This is a genomic window from Buchnera aphidicola (Cinara kochiana kochiana), from assembly GCF_900698905.1.
Lineage (GTDB): Bacteria > Pseudomonadota > Gammaproteobacteria > Enterobacterales > Enterobacteriaceae > Buchnera_F > Buchnera_F aphidicola_W.
The window spans coordinates 127,839-145,227 of sequence record NZ_LR217707.1; the positions used below are offsets into that span (position 1 = coordinate 127,839).

Consider the following 17,389-nt stretch of genomic DNA (forward strand, 5'->3'; position numbering starts at 1 on the left):
TAGTGTTAATAACCAGGTAATAAAATTATGATTAAATTATTTGACAGTATTATTCTAATAATGCCAATTTTATCATTGATTTGTTCTATTATAATAATTTTTTATATTTCATTTTATAAAAAAAATTTATTTTTGGAAAGTATAATTGTCATATGTGGTTTATTGTTTAGTATAATGATTATTTTGTATTTAAAAGTGTTTATGTTAGAGTATGTTTCTGAATTAATTAAAATAGATCAATATTCTTATTTTTATATTTTTATGTTGCTTTTTTCTAGTTTATGTACATGTATATTTGCGTATCCTTGGATGCTATATAGAAATATGTATTCGACAGAATTTTACTCATTTATTTTATTATCTACTATTGGTGGAATTTTAGTATCTATTGCATTTAATTTTTCTACTTTATTTATAGGAATAGAATTATTATTTTTTCCTATATTGGGTGTTTTAATTTTATTTCCAAAAAATAAATTTAATTGGTCTGCTATATTAACATATTTAGTTGTATCAGTTTTTTCGTCCATTTTACTATTATTAGGTTGTTCTTTTATTTATTTTGTTTCAGGTCGATTATGTTTTTCTTTTTTTACATATATTTTTATATATTATCCTACTATTATGTATAGTAGTGTTGTTTTTTTTGGATTATTTATGGTTTTATTTTCTCTTTTTTTAAAATTATCATTATTTCCTTTACATATCTGGGCTCCGGATATATATCAATATACTAATTCTTGTGCGTTAATATATTTTTCGACAATTACTAAAATTTCTATTTTGTCTTTTTTGGTGCGTTTTCTATATTATATTCCTTATTTAAATAAGATAAAAATTATATTTAATATACTATATTGTGTTGCGATATTTTCTCTTTTATTCGGTAATTTAGTAGCAGCTCTACAAAATAAGATTCAAAGATTAATTGGATATTTGTCTATTTCTAATCTTGGTTTTTTATTAATTTTAATAATAACGTATTCTCAAAAAGAGAATATATATATGACTAAATATATTAATATATATATATTTGGCTATTTAATAGGATTGCTTGGTTTTTTTGGCATTAAAAGTATTATTGATTTTAATATTTTGATTAAAAATATACATGATACAAAAAATAATTCATTAACTGGATTATTTTGGTATGACCCTATTTTAGGAATTATGATGACGATAATTTTATTATCTTTATCTGGATTTCCTATAACAATAGGATTTTGGGGAAAATTTTTTGTTTTTAAACATTTAGTTTATAAAAATTTTTTTATTACGGTAATATGTATGATGTTAAGTAGTATAGTAGGTACATATAGTTATTTAAACATTATTTACAGTTTGTATTGTAAGCAGCCTGTTGAATTAAAAAAAACGCATGTATCGAATCGTCTGAATGTTACTATATTGCAAAAATATTTAGTTATATGTATTGGAGTTATTTTAATATTATTGGGTTTTTTTCCGCAATTTTTATATGATTTTTTTTGATATGATTTATATAAATTTTAATATAAATAGTATTTTATTAAAAATTCTTAAATATATTGATTAAATATAGTAAATTTTAATTTTCAATTAAATATTAAATCAATATTTCATTTATTGCATACAAAAATTATTTTTAAATATTGATTAACATTCTTAATGTATAAATTTATTTTTTAAAATAATATAATGTTGGAATTTTTTCCAACATTTTATTATTTATATCTTGAATTTTAATTGTATTATTATTTTATATATAAATTAATTATATAATTATATATACTAATTATATTTAATATGAATATTATAAATTATAATTATTAATTTTTAAAACATTTCAGAAATTGATTCTTCTTTATTAATTCTTCGGATAGCTTCTGCCAGCATATTTGATACTGTTAATATATGTATATTTTTTAAAAATTTTATTTTTTTAGATAACGGAATTGTATCGCATATTATAAATTCATCTATATTTGATTTTTTTATATTTTTATCGGCTATGCCCGAAAAAATAGGATGTGTAGCATATGCATAAATTCTATGCGCTCCTCTTTTTTTGAGAGCAGTTGCTGCTTTACATAAAGTAATTCCAGTATCTATAATATCATCTATTAAGATACAATCTCTGTTTTTTACTTTTCCAATAATATTCATTACTTGTGAAGCATTTACGCTCGGTCTACGTTTATCAATAATTGCCATTTCAGAATCGTGTAATAATTTTGCAATGGTTCGTGTTCTAATAATTCCACCAATATCTGGTGATACAAATATAGGATTTAAAAAATTAATTTTTAATAATGCTTTTAGCAATAAAGGACTGCTAGAGATATTATCTATCGGAATATCAAAAAAACCTTGAATTTGTTCAGCATGTAAATCAATTGTTAAGATACGATCGACTCCAACATTTGATAAAAAATCGGCAATTACTTTTGCTGTGATAGGAACTCTAGATGATTGGATTCTCCTATCTTGTCGAGCGTATCCAAAATAAGGAATAACAGCTGTAATACGTCCAGCTGAAGCGCGTCTGAGAGCGTCTATCATAATTATTAATTCCATAAAATTATCATTAGTAGGCGCGCATGTTGATTGTATCAGAAAAACATCAGATCCTCTTATATTTTCATTAATTTGAACACTAATTTCTCCATCACTAAATTTGCTTACTGTAGCTTTTCCTAGTGTAGTATTTAATTGATTAGCTATTTTTTGAGCTAAATTTGGAACAGAATTTCCTGAAAATAATTTGATTTTTTCCATACTGATCTCTTTCTCTTGATATATAGTATATTTTATAAATAATTATATTATATAGAAATTATAAATTTTAAAAATATTTTTTTATTTTTAACTTAAAATAATTAATAATGTAATTACATGAATTTATTGTATATGTTTACTTATATTATGTTATGATTATTATTTAAGATTATTTTTTTATATTTTTGCGGTTTTAAGTTAATGGGTATTTTTATGAAAAAATCAATAATTATAAAATTACAAAATTTAACAAAAAGATATACAGAATTAGAATTTTTATTATCAAATAATTATAAGAAATTTAATAAAGAAGAATTTTTTAAATTATCTAAAGAAAAATCAGAATTATTTGAATTAAATGAATTATTTGTTTTGTGGTTATCAATAAAATCAGAAATAAAAAATATTAAATTATTATTACGAGATTCAGTTATTGGTGAATTAGCTGAAGAAGAATTATGTGTTTTACTGAAAAAAAAAAATAAAACTGAAAGAAAGATAGAAACTTTATTGATTCCAATTGATCCGTATGATAAAAATAGTTGTTTTATTGAAATTAGAGCTGCAACAGGAGGATTGGAAGCTGCAATTTTTTCTGGAGAATTATGTAAAATGTATATGAGATATGCTGATTTAAGATCTTGGAAGGTCAATATCATTAATATGCATGCTGGAGATCAAGGAGGTTATAAAGTAGTTATTTTAAAAGTTATTGGGATTGGAGTTTGTAAACGGTTGAAATTTGAATCTGGAGGTCATAGAGTACAACGGGTTCCACAAACGGAATCTCAAGGTCGTATACACACTTCAACATGTACGGTAGCAATCATGCCCGAAGCACCTAAATCAGAAAAAATTATTTTAAATACTATTGATTTAAAAATTGATACCTTTCGCTCTTCAGGAGCTGGCGGGCAGCATGTTAATACGACTGATTCTGCAGTTCGTATTACACATCTTCCTACAGGTAATGTAGTTGAGTGTCAAGATGAACGATCTCAACATAAAAATAAAGAAAAAGCATTATCAGTATTATCTGCTAAAATTTATGCAGAAAAGAACGCAAAAAAAGAATCAGAAAGTTCATTGATGAGAAAAAATTTGTTGGGTACAGGATCGAGGTCAGACCGAAATAGAACATATAATTTTCCTCAAAATCGAGTAACTGATCATCGCATTAATTTGACTTTATATCGATTAAATGAAATTTTGTCCGGTAAATTAGATTTATTTATTGATCCGTTATTAAGAGAATATCAAGCAGATTTATTGTTAATGACAGAATAGAATTATATTGGTGTATATAACAAATGAAAGTTTTAGAATGGTTATTTCATGCTAAAAAAAAATTAGTTAATATTTTGACAGCACAATTAGATTTAGAAGTTTTAATATGTTATGTATTAAAATGTTCAAAAGAAGAATTATTTTTAAATATTACACAAAAAATTAAAGATAATGATTTATTTATTTTAAATAATTTGTTAGATAGACGAATATCAGGAGAGCCTATAGCATATATTATATGTAAAAAAGAATTTTGGTCCCTTTCTTTATTTGTGTCTTCTTTTGTATTAATTCCTAGATCAGACACAGAAATTTTAGTTGAACAAGTTTTATTACGAATTTCTTTAAATTGTAGTTTTATTCTTGATTTAGGAACTGGTAGTGGTGCAATTGCATTAGCAATAGCTACAGAATGTCCTCAGTGTAAAGTTATTGGTATAGATAATAGTTTACATGCATTATCGGTAGCGCGATATAATGCTAAAAAACTAAGTATTAAGAATGTTTGTTTTATTTATAGTAACTGGTTTTCACGTATTCCTTCAATAAAATTTCATGTAATTGTTTGTAATCCACCATATTTATCTGAAACAAATTTTTATGATTCCAAAAAAAACCTTATTTTTGAGCCGTATAACGCATTAGTTGCAGGTAAGAAAGGGATAGAATGTATACAATATATTGTAGAAAATGCTTGTTTTCATCTTGTTTCTATGGGATGGTTATATATTGAGCATTGTTATAAACAAACTAGTATAGTAAGAAAGATATTTAAAACTAATTTTTTTATAAAAATATATTCAATAAAAGACTATTCTAGTCGTAATAGAATTACGTTTGGTTGTTTAAAAAAAATAAGATAATTTTTTATAAAATTTTTTATACATGTTTTAATTTTATTGATAAATATTTAGGATGATATATGATAGATTTGAATAATATTAATTTTTCTGAAATGTCTTTATTTGAAGTTATGGTTAAAATCATAGCAAATATTCGTTTTGATTTTTGTGAATCAAAAATTATGAACATGTATATCAAAAAAATACAAGAAGTATCATTATTTATTTCTGATCAATTATCAGAAATGAAAAAATTAGAGCAGTTATTATTGATATTTTATAAAAATTGGAATTTTGGTTGTTCTACGGATAAATACAAATTATCTGATATGATTTGGTTAGATACAGTGATTTTATCTAACCAAGGTAATTCATTTTCTTTAGGAATTATATTAATATATATTGCTAGTCAATTAAATATGATTATAAAACCAGTAATTTTTCCGACACAATTGATTTTAAAATTTCAAAATTTAGAAAAAAAATTTTTTTATATTAATCCTATTGACGGAGAAATTCTTAGCAAACATACTTTGAAAGCTTGGTTAAAAGGTAATATTAGTCCTTCTACTGAGTTACAAGATAGTGATTTACAAGAATCAACTTCATTAATTGTTATACAAAAAATTTTAGACATGTTAAAAATAGCTTTAATTGAAGAACGAAATATTGAATTAGCTTTAAATGTCAGTAATATATTATTACAACTTAAACCTAAAGATCCGTATGAAGTTAGAGATAGAGGATTAATTTTTTCTCAATTAAAATGTTATCATGTAGCTATTTCAGACTTATTATATTTTGTTGAACAGTGTCCTGAAGATCCTGTTAGTGACATCATTAAAATGCAAATTAATTCTATTGAACGAAAAAAAGTTATTTTACATTAAAAATAATTTTATTAAAAATATTTTTTTATTTATTAATGGCTATTGTTAATTTTAATAAACTAAATTTATTATTAATATAATTTTTATTTTTAAGATATGTTTATTTTTAAAAAGAGATTTTTATGACAAAAAAATTGATTTTAGTATTAAATTGTGGTAGTTCTTCTGTTAAATTTTCAATAATTGATCCAATTCAATCGATTATATATCTTGATGGAATGGTAGAGTCAGTACAACATATAACATCTTTAATGATATATGATCATTTTATGAATAAAAAATTATTGAATAAATTTAATAAAATAGATTCATATAAACAATTAATTATATTAATTTTTAATACTTTATCTGTAAAGTACAAAAATTATTTAAATTATGTAATTGGTATCGGTCATCGTGTTGTGCATGGCGGAAAGCATTTAAATAAATCAATGATTATAAATGATTATGTTTTATCTAAAATTAAACAATTATCTATTTTTGCTCCTCTGCATAATCCATTTCATGTAATTGCTATTACTGTATCTTTACAGAAGATGTTAAAATTAAAAAATAGTAATGTAGCAGTATTTGATACTGCTTTTCATCATACAATACCCAAAGAATCATTTTTATATGCAATTCCTTATCAATTTTATAAGAATTATTCTATTCGTCGATATGGTGCTCATGGTATTAATCATTTATATGTAACGCAACAATGTTCGTTATTTTTAAATAAATCTATTGATCAAATAAATATTATTAGTTGCCATTTAGGTAGCGGATCATCTGTTACAGCAATAGTAAATGGTAAATCAGTAGATACATCTATGGGTTTGACGCCATTAGAAGGTCTTATGATGGGAACTCGATGTGGAGATATTGATCCGTATATAATTTTTTATATGATTCAAGAGTTAAAAATATCTGTTATTGATGTACAAAAAATACTAACAAAAGAGTCAGGTGTATTAGGTATTAGTTCTGTAACTAGTGATTTTAGGGAATTAGAAAAAAGATATAGTACATATAAAAGAGCAAAATTATCTATTAATATGTTTTGTCGTCGTGTAACAAAGTATATTAGCGGATATTCTTCATTAATGTGTGGACGATTAGATGCGATTGTGTTCACGGGAGGGATTGGGGAAAATTCTAGTTTTATACGTCAAAAAATTATAAAAAAATTGTCTTTATTAAATTTTTTTGTTGATGTTAAAAAAAATATAAAAAATAATAAAAAAATATTTTTTATAAACACTTCAGCTAGTAGCTCAATACTTGTAATAAAGGCTAATGAAAATCAAGTTATTGCTAAAGAAACGTATGATTTATTAAAATAAATTATATATGTACTAATATACACAGAATATTAAATTTATTGATAAAATATTTTATGTGTTATATATAATATATAGTTTTATATTAAATGAATTGTTTAATCTTATTAATTATGTTAATAAATATATATGAAAAATTGTATAGAAAAATTTAAATTGTTTTTACAACAAAAATCTAGTTCGTTAGTTAAAACTATCGTTTTTCCCGAAGGGAATAATATAAAAATTATTGAATCTGCATCTATATGTAGTCAGTTAAATATATCAAGATGCATTTTATTAGGAGATAAGAAGTACATTCATGAGGTTGCTTTAAAAAAAAAAATTATTATAGATGAAAATGTGACAATTATTAATCCAGATAGTATTCGTAATTGTTATGCACAAAATTTATTCAATATGAGAAAAGAAAAAGATATTAAAAGCTATCAAGACTCTTTGAATTTACTAGATAATAATATAGTGTTATCACTTATGATGTTAAATCAGAATGATGTAGATGGTGTAGTAGCAGGTATTGAAAATACTACAGCAGATATTATACGTCCGACATTTAAATTAATACAAAATAATTGTATTAATTCTTTTGTATCTTCAATTTTTTTAATGTTATTTCCCGATAAAGTATTAATATATGGTGATTGCGCAATTAATCAATATCCAGATTCTAATGCGCTGGCTCAAATTGCAATACAATCAGCTAAAACGGCTAATTCTTTAGGAATATCTCCTAAAATAGCAATGTTATCATACGCTACAGGTAATTCAAGTTTAGGTAGTTCTGTATATAAAATTAGAGAAGCGATTGATATAGTAAAAAATGTTAAGCCAAATTTGTTAATTGATGGTCCGATGCAATATGATGCTGCTGTTTCATCAGCAATAGCTCGTATTAAATTACCAAATTCACAAGTAGCTGGTCACGCTACAGTATTAATTTTTCCCGATTTAAATTCTGGAAATATTACATATAAAGCTGTTCAACGTTCTTCAGGTATTATATCTATTGGACCCGTTTTACAGGGTTTACAAAAACCCGTTAATGATTTGTCACGAGGAGCATCTATAGACGATATAGTCTATACTACTGCGATGACAGTAATTCAATCATTTTAATATTAATGTTTAATTTTATATAAATATAGTAAATTTTACTATATATAATTTTATTCGTAAAATTACTATAATAAATTTTATTTTAAAATAGTAATTTTATGATAATAAAGGGGTATGTGATAATTTTTGTAAACCAACAACTTTTTCATTTTTTGTAGTTCGAATTAAAATAACTCCTTGAGTATTTCTTTTTAAAATCGTAATTTCAGATACTCGAGTTCTAACAAGAGTGCCTGCGTTTGTAATTATCATTATTTGATTATTATGGCGTACTTGTATTGCTCCAATAACAACTCCATTTTTAGGGGTGACTCTTATAGAAATTACGCCTTTAGTTGCACGTGATTTAATTGGAAATTGGTTTATTTTAGTTCTTTTTCCGTATCCGTTTTCAGTAACTATGAGTATATCATCTTTTTTATTGGGTATGAGTAGAGAGACTAATTTATCATCATTAAGAATTTTAATTCCTTTAATTCCAGAAGCAGTACGTCCCATATTTCTTATTTCATTTTCAGAAAATTGGACTACTTTTCCTTTAGATGTAAACATTAAAATATTATTATTACCATTAGTTAGTTTTGCACCAATTAATTCATCATTTTTTCTTAAATTAATAGCAATTATTCCTGTATTTCTTGGTTTTTGAAATTGATTTAATGGTGTTTTTTTGATAAATCCTAAGGCAGTAGCCATGACAATATTTATTGATGGCTTATATTCTGATATAGGTAAAATCGTTGTTATTCTTTCCTGTTGAGTTAAAGGTAGTAAGTTAACTATAGGGCGTCCGCGAGCATGACGGCTTGTTTCAGGTAATTGATATACTTTCATCCAGTAAAGTATTCCTCTGCTTGAAAAACATAGAATTGTATCATGAGAATTAGCTACTAATAAATTTTCTATGTGATCTTCTTCTTTAGTTTTGGCGGCTGATTTTCCTTTACCTCCTCTTTTTTGTGCATTATAGTCAGAAATTGGTTGGTATTTTACGTATCCGGAATGCGATAATGTTACTACAACACTTTCTTGTACGATAATATCTTCCATATTAATTTCAGATGTTTTACTAATAATTTTAGTTCTTCGTATATCAGAAAATTGTTTTTTTATTTTTAATAATTCGTTATTAATAATTTTTTTTAATTTATAGGAATCTGATAATATTTGTCTTAATTTTATTTTTTTTTTAATTAAATATTTATATTCATCAAAAATATTATTTTTTTCTAATTTAGTTAGTTTATTTAATTTAATATTTAAAATTGCATTTACTTGTTTTTTACTAAAATTAAAATTTAATAGATCATGGTGGATACCATCTTTATGGTTAATAGTGAGTTTATTTTTCCAAATCATTTTTTTTAAATTTTTTTTAGCATGTTGATTATTATTTGCAATTTTTATAACTTCAATAATTTTATTAATATTATTTAAAGCAACATAAAATCCTTCTAGAATATGTATTTTTTTTGTATATTTTTTTATTTTGAATAAGTATTTTCGAGTAATAATTTGTTTTCTGTGCTCGATAAATTCTTTTAAAATACTTTTTAAACTCATTTGTTTTGGTTGTCCTGATGATAGTGCAACCATATTAATTCCAAAAGAAGTTTGTAATGAAGTCATTGTATATAACTGATTAAGGACTACTTTAGTGATATAATCTTTTTTTATTTCTATTACTATCCTCATACCGTCTTTATCAGATTCATCGCGAATAGTAGAAATACCTATAATTTTTTTTTCTTTTATTAATAAAGCAATTTTTTCAATTAATTTAGATTTATTAACCTGATATGGTAATTCGTATATTATTAATGATTCTTTTTTGTTTTTATTATTAATTTCAATAGAATATTTGGATCTAACGGATATTTTTCCTTTACCAGTACGATAAGCATCTTCGATGCCGTTTTTTCCATAAATTATGCCTGCTGTTGGAAAATCGGGTCCCGGAATATGTATCATTAATTTTTTTAATGTAATTGATGGATTATTAAGATATGCGATGCATCCGTTAATAATTTCTTTTAGATTATGAGGGGGAATATTGGTAGCCATACCTACCGCAATTCCAGATGATCCGTTAATAAGTAAATTGGGGATTTTAGCCGGTAAAATTTCAGGTATTTTTTCGGTACCATCATAATTTAAAATAAAATTAACTGTATTTTTGTCTAAATCACTTAACATTTCATTTGTAATTTTAGACATACGTATTTCTGTATATCTCATTGCAGCAGCGGAATCTCCATCAATAGATCCAAAATTTCCTTGTCCATCAATTAATGTATATCTTAATGAAAAAGGTTGTGCCATTCGCACAATAGCATCGTATACTGCTGAATCTCCATGAGGATGATATTTACCAATAACATCACCTACAATTCGTGCCGATTTTTTATACGGTTTATTCCATTCATTATTTAATACATTCATAGCAAATAATATTCTACGATGCACAGGTTTTAATCCATCCCTTACATCAGGTAGGGCACGACCAATGATTACAGACATAGCATAATCAAGGTAAGATCTTTTTAGTTCATCTTCAATATTGACCTGTTTGATTTCTTGTGCAATGTCTTTCATTTATTTCCTATCTCTGTAGATAATTTATATTTATAATTTATTAACTAATTTATAATTAAATGACAAATACTTAGTGTATTAAAATAAAATATTAGTATAAATATTTTATTTTAACTATATATTTTATATGATAAATTATATTTTTTTAAAATTTTTAGATAAATATTTTTTTATTCCATTTGGTGTGGCTGTAATTGTTTCTTTGCCCGGATTCCAATTAGCTGGGCAAACTTCACCAAATTTTATATGAAATTTAAGCGCATCAATTATTCTAAGAATATCTTGTATATTACGACCAATTGGAAGATCATTAATAGATTGGTGTCGGATGATGTTATTATGATCTATTATAAAAGAAGCTCGTAATGCTATTTTTAATTCTTCATGTTCAATCCCGTAAGATTGTTGTATGGTTTTGGTGACATCAGATATCATAGGAAATTGTACTATCCCGATACCTCCTTCATTGGGCGGAGTATTACGCCATGCGTTATGTACATATACTGAGTCAATAGAAACACCGATAATGTTTACATCTCTGTTTTTAAATTCATTATATGAATTATTGAACGCAATTAATTCTGATGGACATACAAACGTAAAATCCATTGGCCAAAAAAATAATACTGTTATTTTTTTGTTAGAATATTTGTAAAGATTAAAATTATTGATTATTTTTCCATCATGTAAAATAGCTGGTGCAGTAAAATCAGGAGCTTTTTTGGACACTAAAATCATTTTAATTACCTATAAATTATAGTGAATTATTGTAGTTGATTATACATAATTTTATTATGGTATGATATACTATATCATAATTTTAATTATTACATATTTATTTTAAAAAATATTTGTAAAAATATATTTTTATATATGCAAAAATTAATAATATTGATAATGAATTAACAGTCATACTAAATTTTTTAATTTATTAATATAAAAAATTTTTATATTTATATAGGATTTAATTATTATGATTTACTCAATTCAATCGTGGACCAATTTTTTTAATAGAGAAAAAAAAAAAATATTTTATTCATTTATGGAATGCATTAAATAACATTAGTCAAGATACAAGAATATATCCCCCCAAAAAAAATATTTTTAACGCTTTTTTATTAACTCCTTTATTAAATATTAAGGTAGTGATTTTAGGACAAGATCCATATTGTCGTTTTGGACAAGCTCATGGTTTATCATTTTCTGTTCCTAATTCAGTGACGATACCTCCTTCTTTAAAAAATATATTTATAGAATTAAAAAATAATTTTTTAGTTAATAATATTAATATGAGAGGATGTTTAGAATCATGGGCAAAACAAGGGGTATTTTTATTGAATTCTATATTAACTGTTTCTCACGCATGTCCGCGATCACATCAAGGATTAGGTTGGGAAATTTTTACTGATGAAGTAATTAAACTTATTAGTTATGTACGGACTGGAATAGTATTCATATTATGGGGATCTTATGCTAGTCAAAAATATAAATTTATTAATGAAAATAAACATTTTGTTTTGAAATCGTCGCATCCATCACCATTATCATGTTACCGTAGTTTTTTTGGATGCAGACATTTTTTGAAAACAAATATGATATTAAAGTATCAGAATAAACAACCGATTGATTGGTTTAAAGATATGTAATTATGATTATATATTAATAATATTGATATAATTTTATTATTAAAATTGAAAAAATTTTTTATTATATAGTAATTATAGCCTTTTTAATAATTTCTTTTTTTAAAACATATCCGTTTTCTTTTATTGTTTTTACTATTTTTTTATTGGAATCATCGTTTATTTTTTGATTTGTTGCAAGTAAATGTATTTTGGGGTCAAATGGTATATTAATTTTATTTATTCTTTTAATATTCCATGTTTTTAGGTTTTTTTCAGATAAATTGAAAGTTAATTGTATACCTTCTGTAATTGTTTTTTGTATAGAATTTGAGTTTATTGATATTTTTGCTAGATTATCAATTTTATCAATAATAGGAATTACAGATTTTAAAAAATTTTTAAATTTATTATTTTTAATGAACTTTATTTCTTTTTTATTTTTCTTTATAAGATTATCGATGTCAGCATAATATCTTAATTGTATATTTTTTTGTTCTTTTGTTAATTGTTGAATTTTTTTTTTTATTTTATTAATTTTATTTATTATTTTTTCTTTTTGATTATCTACAGGAGATATTTGATCTAGAGTATTTTTTTCATTTTGATTTATTTTTTTTTGCATTTTTTTTCTTCAAAATAGAGTTTTAATTTAAAAATTATTTAAATATAATTTCAGATAAAATTTGTTAAAAATTTGAATTATTCAAATAATTTATTACTATTTAACAGTATTTTACTATTAATAAATATATCGGATATTTTATAGTATATTTGGATATATTTAATATATAATTTAAAGATATGAATTTATAATCATATATAAATGTATGATTATAGATAAATATAGATTTATGTATATCAGTGATATTAAATTTTATTTAATATTAATTGTTTATTTAGTATGTTTGATATTTAAGAAATTTTAATATATATTAATTTTAAAAATTGTTAAATCATTTAATTATTTTTAATATCTTTTATATTGTATATATTTAAATAATTTACCATAAATTTATGGAGCTGGCGGGATTCGAACCCGCGTCCAAAATTATTCAAATTACTGATCTACATGTTTAGTTTATTTTTAGATAAAGAGTAATAATACTCAATAAACTAAGTATTATCATTTATCTTGATAAAATTTAACTTTATTGTTTCAAGATTAACATATTAAAGTTATCTCTTTTTTTATGTAACCTTTCTAAATATAACTATTTTATTTAAGAGAAGAAATAAAATAGCGAGAAAGGGCTTTATCTAGTTTTTTAAGCTGCTAAAGCGTAATTTTGTTTTTTTGCATTTAATTAAATTGGTTTTTTAACGAGGCAAACCAATCCTCGACATGCAACAATAATTTTTATATATTTTGTCAAATCCATAACAGCCCCATTTATTATAATAGTATAATAGATCTATTTAATTTAAACAATATAATATATGTAAATTATTTTAATTATTTTAGTATTTTTAAATTATTTTTATATATTATATATATTTATAATATAGTTGTATTTAATTTTTTAATGATATTAAAAATATTATTATTTTTATATAATTCAAATTAAATATTTTATTTAATGTTACATTAATGAGTGATTTTTATATGATAGATGTTTTTAAGAAAATAGAACAACAGCTGAAAGATAATAGTATTGTTATGTATATTAAAGGATCTCCTGAACATCCTAGTTGTGGATTTTCTGCTAAAGCAATTCAAATTTTATCTTTATATACTTCAAATTTTTTTTATGTTGATGTATTACAGCATAATGATATTCGTTTATATTTACCTAAATATTCAAATTGGCCGACTTTTCCTCAATTATGGATTAATAAAAAATTAATAGGAGGATGCGATATAATTACAGAATTATCGAATAGTGGTGAATTATTACGTTTAATTCAAAAGTGTCAGAACAACATTAATAAGGACTAATAATTATTAAATTTGATTAAATATAAATTTTATATCTCATCGGTTTTTTGGCGATGAGATATATTGGGAGGCCATCCACCTAATCGTTTCCATCGGTTTACTAATTCACAAAAAAGATATGCAGTTTGCATAGTATCATATAACGCAGAATGTGCTTGGGTAGCATCAAAGGGTATTCCGGCTATTTGGCATGCTTTCGCAAGCACAGTTTGACCAAAAATTAAACCACTTAGTGCAGCTGTATCAAAAGTAGTAAAAGGATGAAATGGATTCTTAATACATTTAACTCTTTTAGTTGCTGCCATTAAAAATTTATGATCAAAATTTGAATTGTGTGCTACTAATATTCCTTTTTTACAGTTGTTAGTGTTTATTTTTTTTTTAACTAGTTTAAAGATATTTGTTAAAGCATTTTGTTCACTAACAGCTCCTCTAAGAGGATTAAAAGGATCAATTTTATTGAATGCTACAGATTCTGCTTTTATAATGGATCCCTTAAAAGGTATAATATGAAAGTGTAAAGTATCGTCTATCATTAACCACCCTAATTTATTCATTTTTAATGTTACAATAGCGATTTCTAATAAAGCATCTGTTTTGGGCTGAAATCCTGCGCTTTCTATATCTATAACAACTGGATAAAATCCTCTAAATCGATTTTTTATAGTGAATCGTAAGTTTTTTTTTTTAGACATTAATATCTCAATTTTAGTATGCATTATGAATTTATTATATTTGTGTTTTTATACAATAAAATGATAATAACTTCATTCAACTTATTTAATATATTTAGGTAATAATAATAATTGTATATATTATATACTGAATTAGCACAATAAATAATATTTATAGTTGATATATATAAAATGATATTTTAGTATATTATTACTATTAATAGTGTCAAATATTAAATATTATTAATATTAACTTTTTTAAAACTCAATATTTGTATTGATATAATTTATATAGTTAATTTTTTATTAAATTGTATTTTTTTTAAACAATTTTTTTATGCAATAAATACAATTATTTATTGTTTAAAGGATAATTTAGTTATTAGAAAAATTTTAATTTATTTGTTAGCAAGGTTTAAATAAAATGTTAATAAAGTGACAAGTATTTTATTAACATAGATAATTTTTAATATATACATAAATAATATTTATATATACAATATATTTTATATATCTTTTTAAGATATATTATCATTAACAATATAATTTTTATAAGAAGGTATTTTGAGTACAATAAAAATGATTGTAGGTCTTGGTAATTCTTTACATCAATATAGTCATACTAGACATAATGTAGGACATTGGTTTGTTAATATGTTATCTGATTTTTATAAAATTTCATTTAATTTTAAAAAAAAATTTTTAGGATATGTTTCTTATATTACAGTAGATAATAATAAAATTTATTTTTTACGACCAAATCTTTTGATGAATGTAAGTGGTCATTCTGTATATGCTTTATCATATTTTTATAAAATTGCTTTATCAGATATTTTAATTGTACGAGATGAATTAGATTTGCTTCCAGGAGTTTTAAAAATAAAAGTGGGTGTAAATCATAATGGACATAATGGAGTTAAAAGTATTGTAAGTTGTTTCACAGATAAGAATAAGTTTATGCAATTATGTATTGGCATTGGTCGTCCTGAACAGAAAAAGTATATATCAAAATTTGTATTGAATCCTCCTAATGCAATAGAAATGAATATGATAAAAAAAGCAATGTTTAAATTTATTTTATTGACTAAAAATAAAATTTATCATAAAAAATTTTTAGCAAATAAAATAATTACTGTAAAAATGTGATAATTATTTTATATTAATATCCGTATTTAAATTTTATTAATAAATTTTATAGGTATAAATTATTGTGGTATATAAATTTGGTATTATTGGATTACCTAATGTAGGAAAATCAGCATTATTTAATGCGATAACAAAATTAGATATTCCTTCAAAAAATTTTCCTTTTTGTACAATTGCACCAAATGTTGGGGTAGTATCTGTTTTTGATAGTCGATTAAAAAAAATTGCTAATTGTGTTTCAGCTATAAATACTGTATATAGTACTGTTATTTTAATTGATATTGCTGGATTGGTTCAAGGAGCTTCTACAGGAGAAGGATTGGGAAATAAATTTTTAGAAAAAATTAAAGAATGTCATGCTCTTATACAAGTTGTTCGTTTTTTTAAAAATAACGATATTATTCATGTATATGATAATGTTGATCCATCACGCGATATTGGCATTATTAATACAGAATTATTATTATCTGATTTAGATTTGTGTGAAAAAATTATTCAACGATATATTGTTTTAATTAAAAAAAAAGATATTATTAATAATATTGTTATTAATTTAATACAGCGTTGTATACGTGAGTTGCAATCTGGAATTTTTTTAAAAAATGTCGCATTTACAACAGAAGAATTAAAAGTATTAAAACAATATCAATTTTTAACTTTAAAACCTATGATTTATGTTTTAAATATGATGAATGATATAGATTTAAATGTTGATATAAATAAATTTTGTAAAGATAATTGTATTGATATATCTACTACATTTCCTGTTATATTACATAATGCAAATAAAATGATATCAAATAACATTAATGATCAATTATATAAAAAAAATAGATGTTATTCAAATAGTTTAGATAAAAATAAATTCATTAAAAAGTTATGTGATTTTTTACATTTAAAAACTTTTTTTACTGCAGGACCAAAAGAAGCAAGATCATGGATCTTTCAAGCGGAAAAAACAGCCGTTCAAGTAGCTAATTTAATTCATACTGATTTTTCTAAAGGATTTATCAGAGCTCAAATTATTTCATATAATGATCTCATAAATTATCGTAATATTAATGAAATTAAACGATTAGGAAAAATACGTAGTGAAGGAAAGAAGTATGTTATTCAAGATGGTGATATTATAAATTTTTTATTTAATGTATAAATAATATGATATATGATTATAAATATAGTTTATATATTAATAACAA

Annotated in this window: 15 protein-coding genes and 1 other RNA gene; 10 read left to right on the plus strand and 6 right to left on the minus strand. The window is 23.1% G+C overall.

What is annotated here, in order from left to right; genetic code table 11:
* Window positions 1–201 precede the first annotated feature (201 nt).
* A complete protein-coding gene (locus tag BUCIKOCA2762_RS00570) occupies window positions 202–1,491 on the plus strand; it encodes an NADH-quinone oxidoreductase subunit N (protein ID WP_172598349.1) in 1,290 nt (429 codons plus the stop codon).
* Window positions 1,492–1,815: 324 nt separating this feature from the next.
* Here the strand turns inward: BUCIKOCA2762_RS00570 and BUCIKOCA2762_RS00575 are convergent, their stop codons facing one another.
* Window positions 1,816–2,757, minus strand: coding sequence for a ribose-phosphate pyrophosphokinase (locus BUCIKOCA2762_RS00575; protein WP_154028411.1), 942 nt, complete (start codon window positions 2,755–2,757; stop codon window positions 1,816–1,818).
* Between the two features lie 213 nt (window positions 2,758–2,970).
* Between BUCIKOCA2762_RS00575 and prfA the strand changes: the two genes are divergently transcribed.
* The 5 genes from prfA to pta all read left to right on the plus strand — a co-directional run bounded on the left by prfA (window position 2,971) and on the right by pta (window position 8,214).
* The gene (gene prfA / locus BUCIKOCA2762_RS00580) at window positions 2,971–4,044 is read left to right on the plus strand and encodes a peptide chain release factor 1 (protein WP_154028413.1); all 1,074 of its coding nucleotides are present in this window, start codon (window positions 2,971–2,973) and stop codon (window positions 4,042–4,044) included.
* Window positions 4,045–4,067: 23 nt separating this feature from the next.
* A complete protein-coding gene (gene prmC, locus BUCIKOCA2762_RS00585; RefSeq protein ID WP_154028415.1) occupies window positions 4,068–4,907 on the plus strand; it encodes a peptide chain release factor N(5)-glutamine methyltransferase in 840 nt (279 codons plus the stop codon).
* 59 nt (window positions 4,908–4,966) lie between these two features.
* Window positions 4,967–5,776: a tetratricopeptide repeat protein gene (locus BUCIKOCA2762_RS00590; protein ID WP_154028417.1), complete on the plus strand. Its 810-nt coding sequence runs from the start codon at window positions 4,967–4,969 to the stop codon at window positions 5,774–5,776.
* Between the two features lie 122 nt (window positions 5,777–5,898).
* Window positions 5,899–7,101, plus strand: a complete 1,203-nt coding sequence (locus BUCIKOCA2762_RS00595) for an acetate/propionate family kinase (protein ID WP_154028419.1) — start codon at window positions 5,899–5,901, stop codon at window positions 7,099–7,101.
* Between the two features lie 126 nt (window positions 7,102–7,227).
* Window positions 7,228–8,214, plus strand: a complete 987-nt coding sequence (pta, locus tag BUCIKOCA2762_RS00600; protein WP_154028421.1) for a phosphate acetyltransferase — start codon at window positions 7,228–7,230, stop codon at window positions 8,212–8,214.
* Between the two features lie 96 nt (window positions 8,215–8,310).
* On the opposite strand, the gene gyrA is transcribed toward pta, so the two are convergent.
* Window positions 8,311–10,809, minus strand: coding sequence for a DNA topoisomerase (ATP-hydrolyzing) subunit A (gene gyrA, locus BUCIKOCA2762_RS00605; protein ID WP_154028423.1), 2,499 nt, complete (start codon window positions 10,807–10,809; stop codon window positions 8,311–8,313).
* 135 nt (window positions 10,810–10,944) lie between these two features.
* A complete protein-coding gene (locus BUCIKOCA2762_RS00610) occupies window positions 10,945–11,547 on the minus strand; it encodes a peroxiredoxin (RefSeq protein WP_154028425.1) in 603 nt (200 codons plus the stop codon).
* A 263-nt stretch (window positions 11,548–11,810) separates the two neighbouring features.
* Between BUCIKOCA2762_RS00610 and ung the strand changes: the two genes are divergently transcribed.
* Window positions 11,811–12,455, plus strand: a complete 645-nt coding sequence (ung, locus tag BUCIKOCA2762_RS00615) for a uracil-DNA glycosylase (protein ID WP_154028427.1) — start codon at window positions 11,811–11,813, stop codon at window positions 12,453–12,455.
* A gap of 61 nt (window positions 12,456–12,516) precedes the next feature.
* Here the strand turns inward: ung and grpE are convergent, their stop codons facing one another.
* Both grpE and ssrA read right to left on the minus strand, forming a co-directional pair.
* Window positions 12,517–13,056: a nucleotide exchange factor GrpE gene (gene grpE, locus BUCIKOCA2762_RS00620; protein WP_154028429.1), complete on the minus strand. Its 540-nt coding sequence runs from the start codon at window positions 13,054–13,056 to the stop codon at window positions 12,517–12,519.
* 390 nt (window positions 13,057–13,446) lie between these two features.
* Window positions 13,447–13,822, minus strand: a transfer-messenger RNA (tmRNA) gene (gene ssrA / locus BUCIKOCA2762_RS00625).
* 218 nt (window positions 13,823–14,040) lie between these two features.
* On the opposite strand from ssrA, the gene grxD reads away from it, so the two are divergent.
* Window positions 14,041–14,370: a Grx4 family monothiol glutaredoxin gene (gene grxD / locus BUCIKOCA2762_RS00630; RefSeq protein ID WP_172598363.1), complete on the plus strand. Its 330-nt coding sequence runs from the start codon at window positions 14,041–14,043 to the stop codon at window positions 14,368–14,370.
* Between the two features lie 29 nt (window positions 14,371–14,399).
* On the opposite strand, the gene rnt is transcribed toward grxD, so the two are convergent.
* Entirely contained in the window at window positions 14,400–15,065 is a 666-nt protein-coding gene (gene rnt / locus BUCIKOCA2762_RS00635) for a ribonuclease T (RefSeq protein ID WP_154028433.1), read from the minus strand.
* A gap of 543 nt (window positions 15,066–15,608) precedes the next feature.
* Between rnt and pth the strand changes: the two genes are divergently transcribed.
* Both pth and ychF read left to right on the plus strand, forming a co-directional pair.
* Window positions 15,609–16,190: an aminoacyl-tRNA hydrolase gene (gene pth, locus BUCIKOCA2762_RS00640; RefSeq protein ID WP_154028435.1), complete on the plus strand. Its 582-nt coding sequence runs from the start codon at window positions 15,609–15,611 to the stop codon at window positions 16,188–16,190.
* A gap of 64 nt (window positions 16,191–16,254) precedes the next feature.
* Window positions 16,255–17,343: a redox-regulated ATPase YchF gene (gene ychF, locus BUCIKOCA2762_RS00645; RefSeq protein WP_172598350.1), complete on the plus strand. Its 1,089-nt coding sequence runs from the start codon at window positions 16,255–16,257 to the stop codon at window positions 17,341–17,343.
* Window positions 17,344–17,389 lie beyond the last annotated feature (46 nt).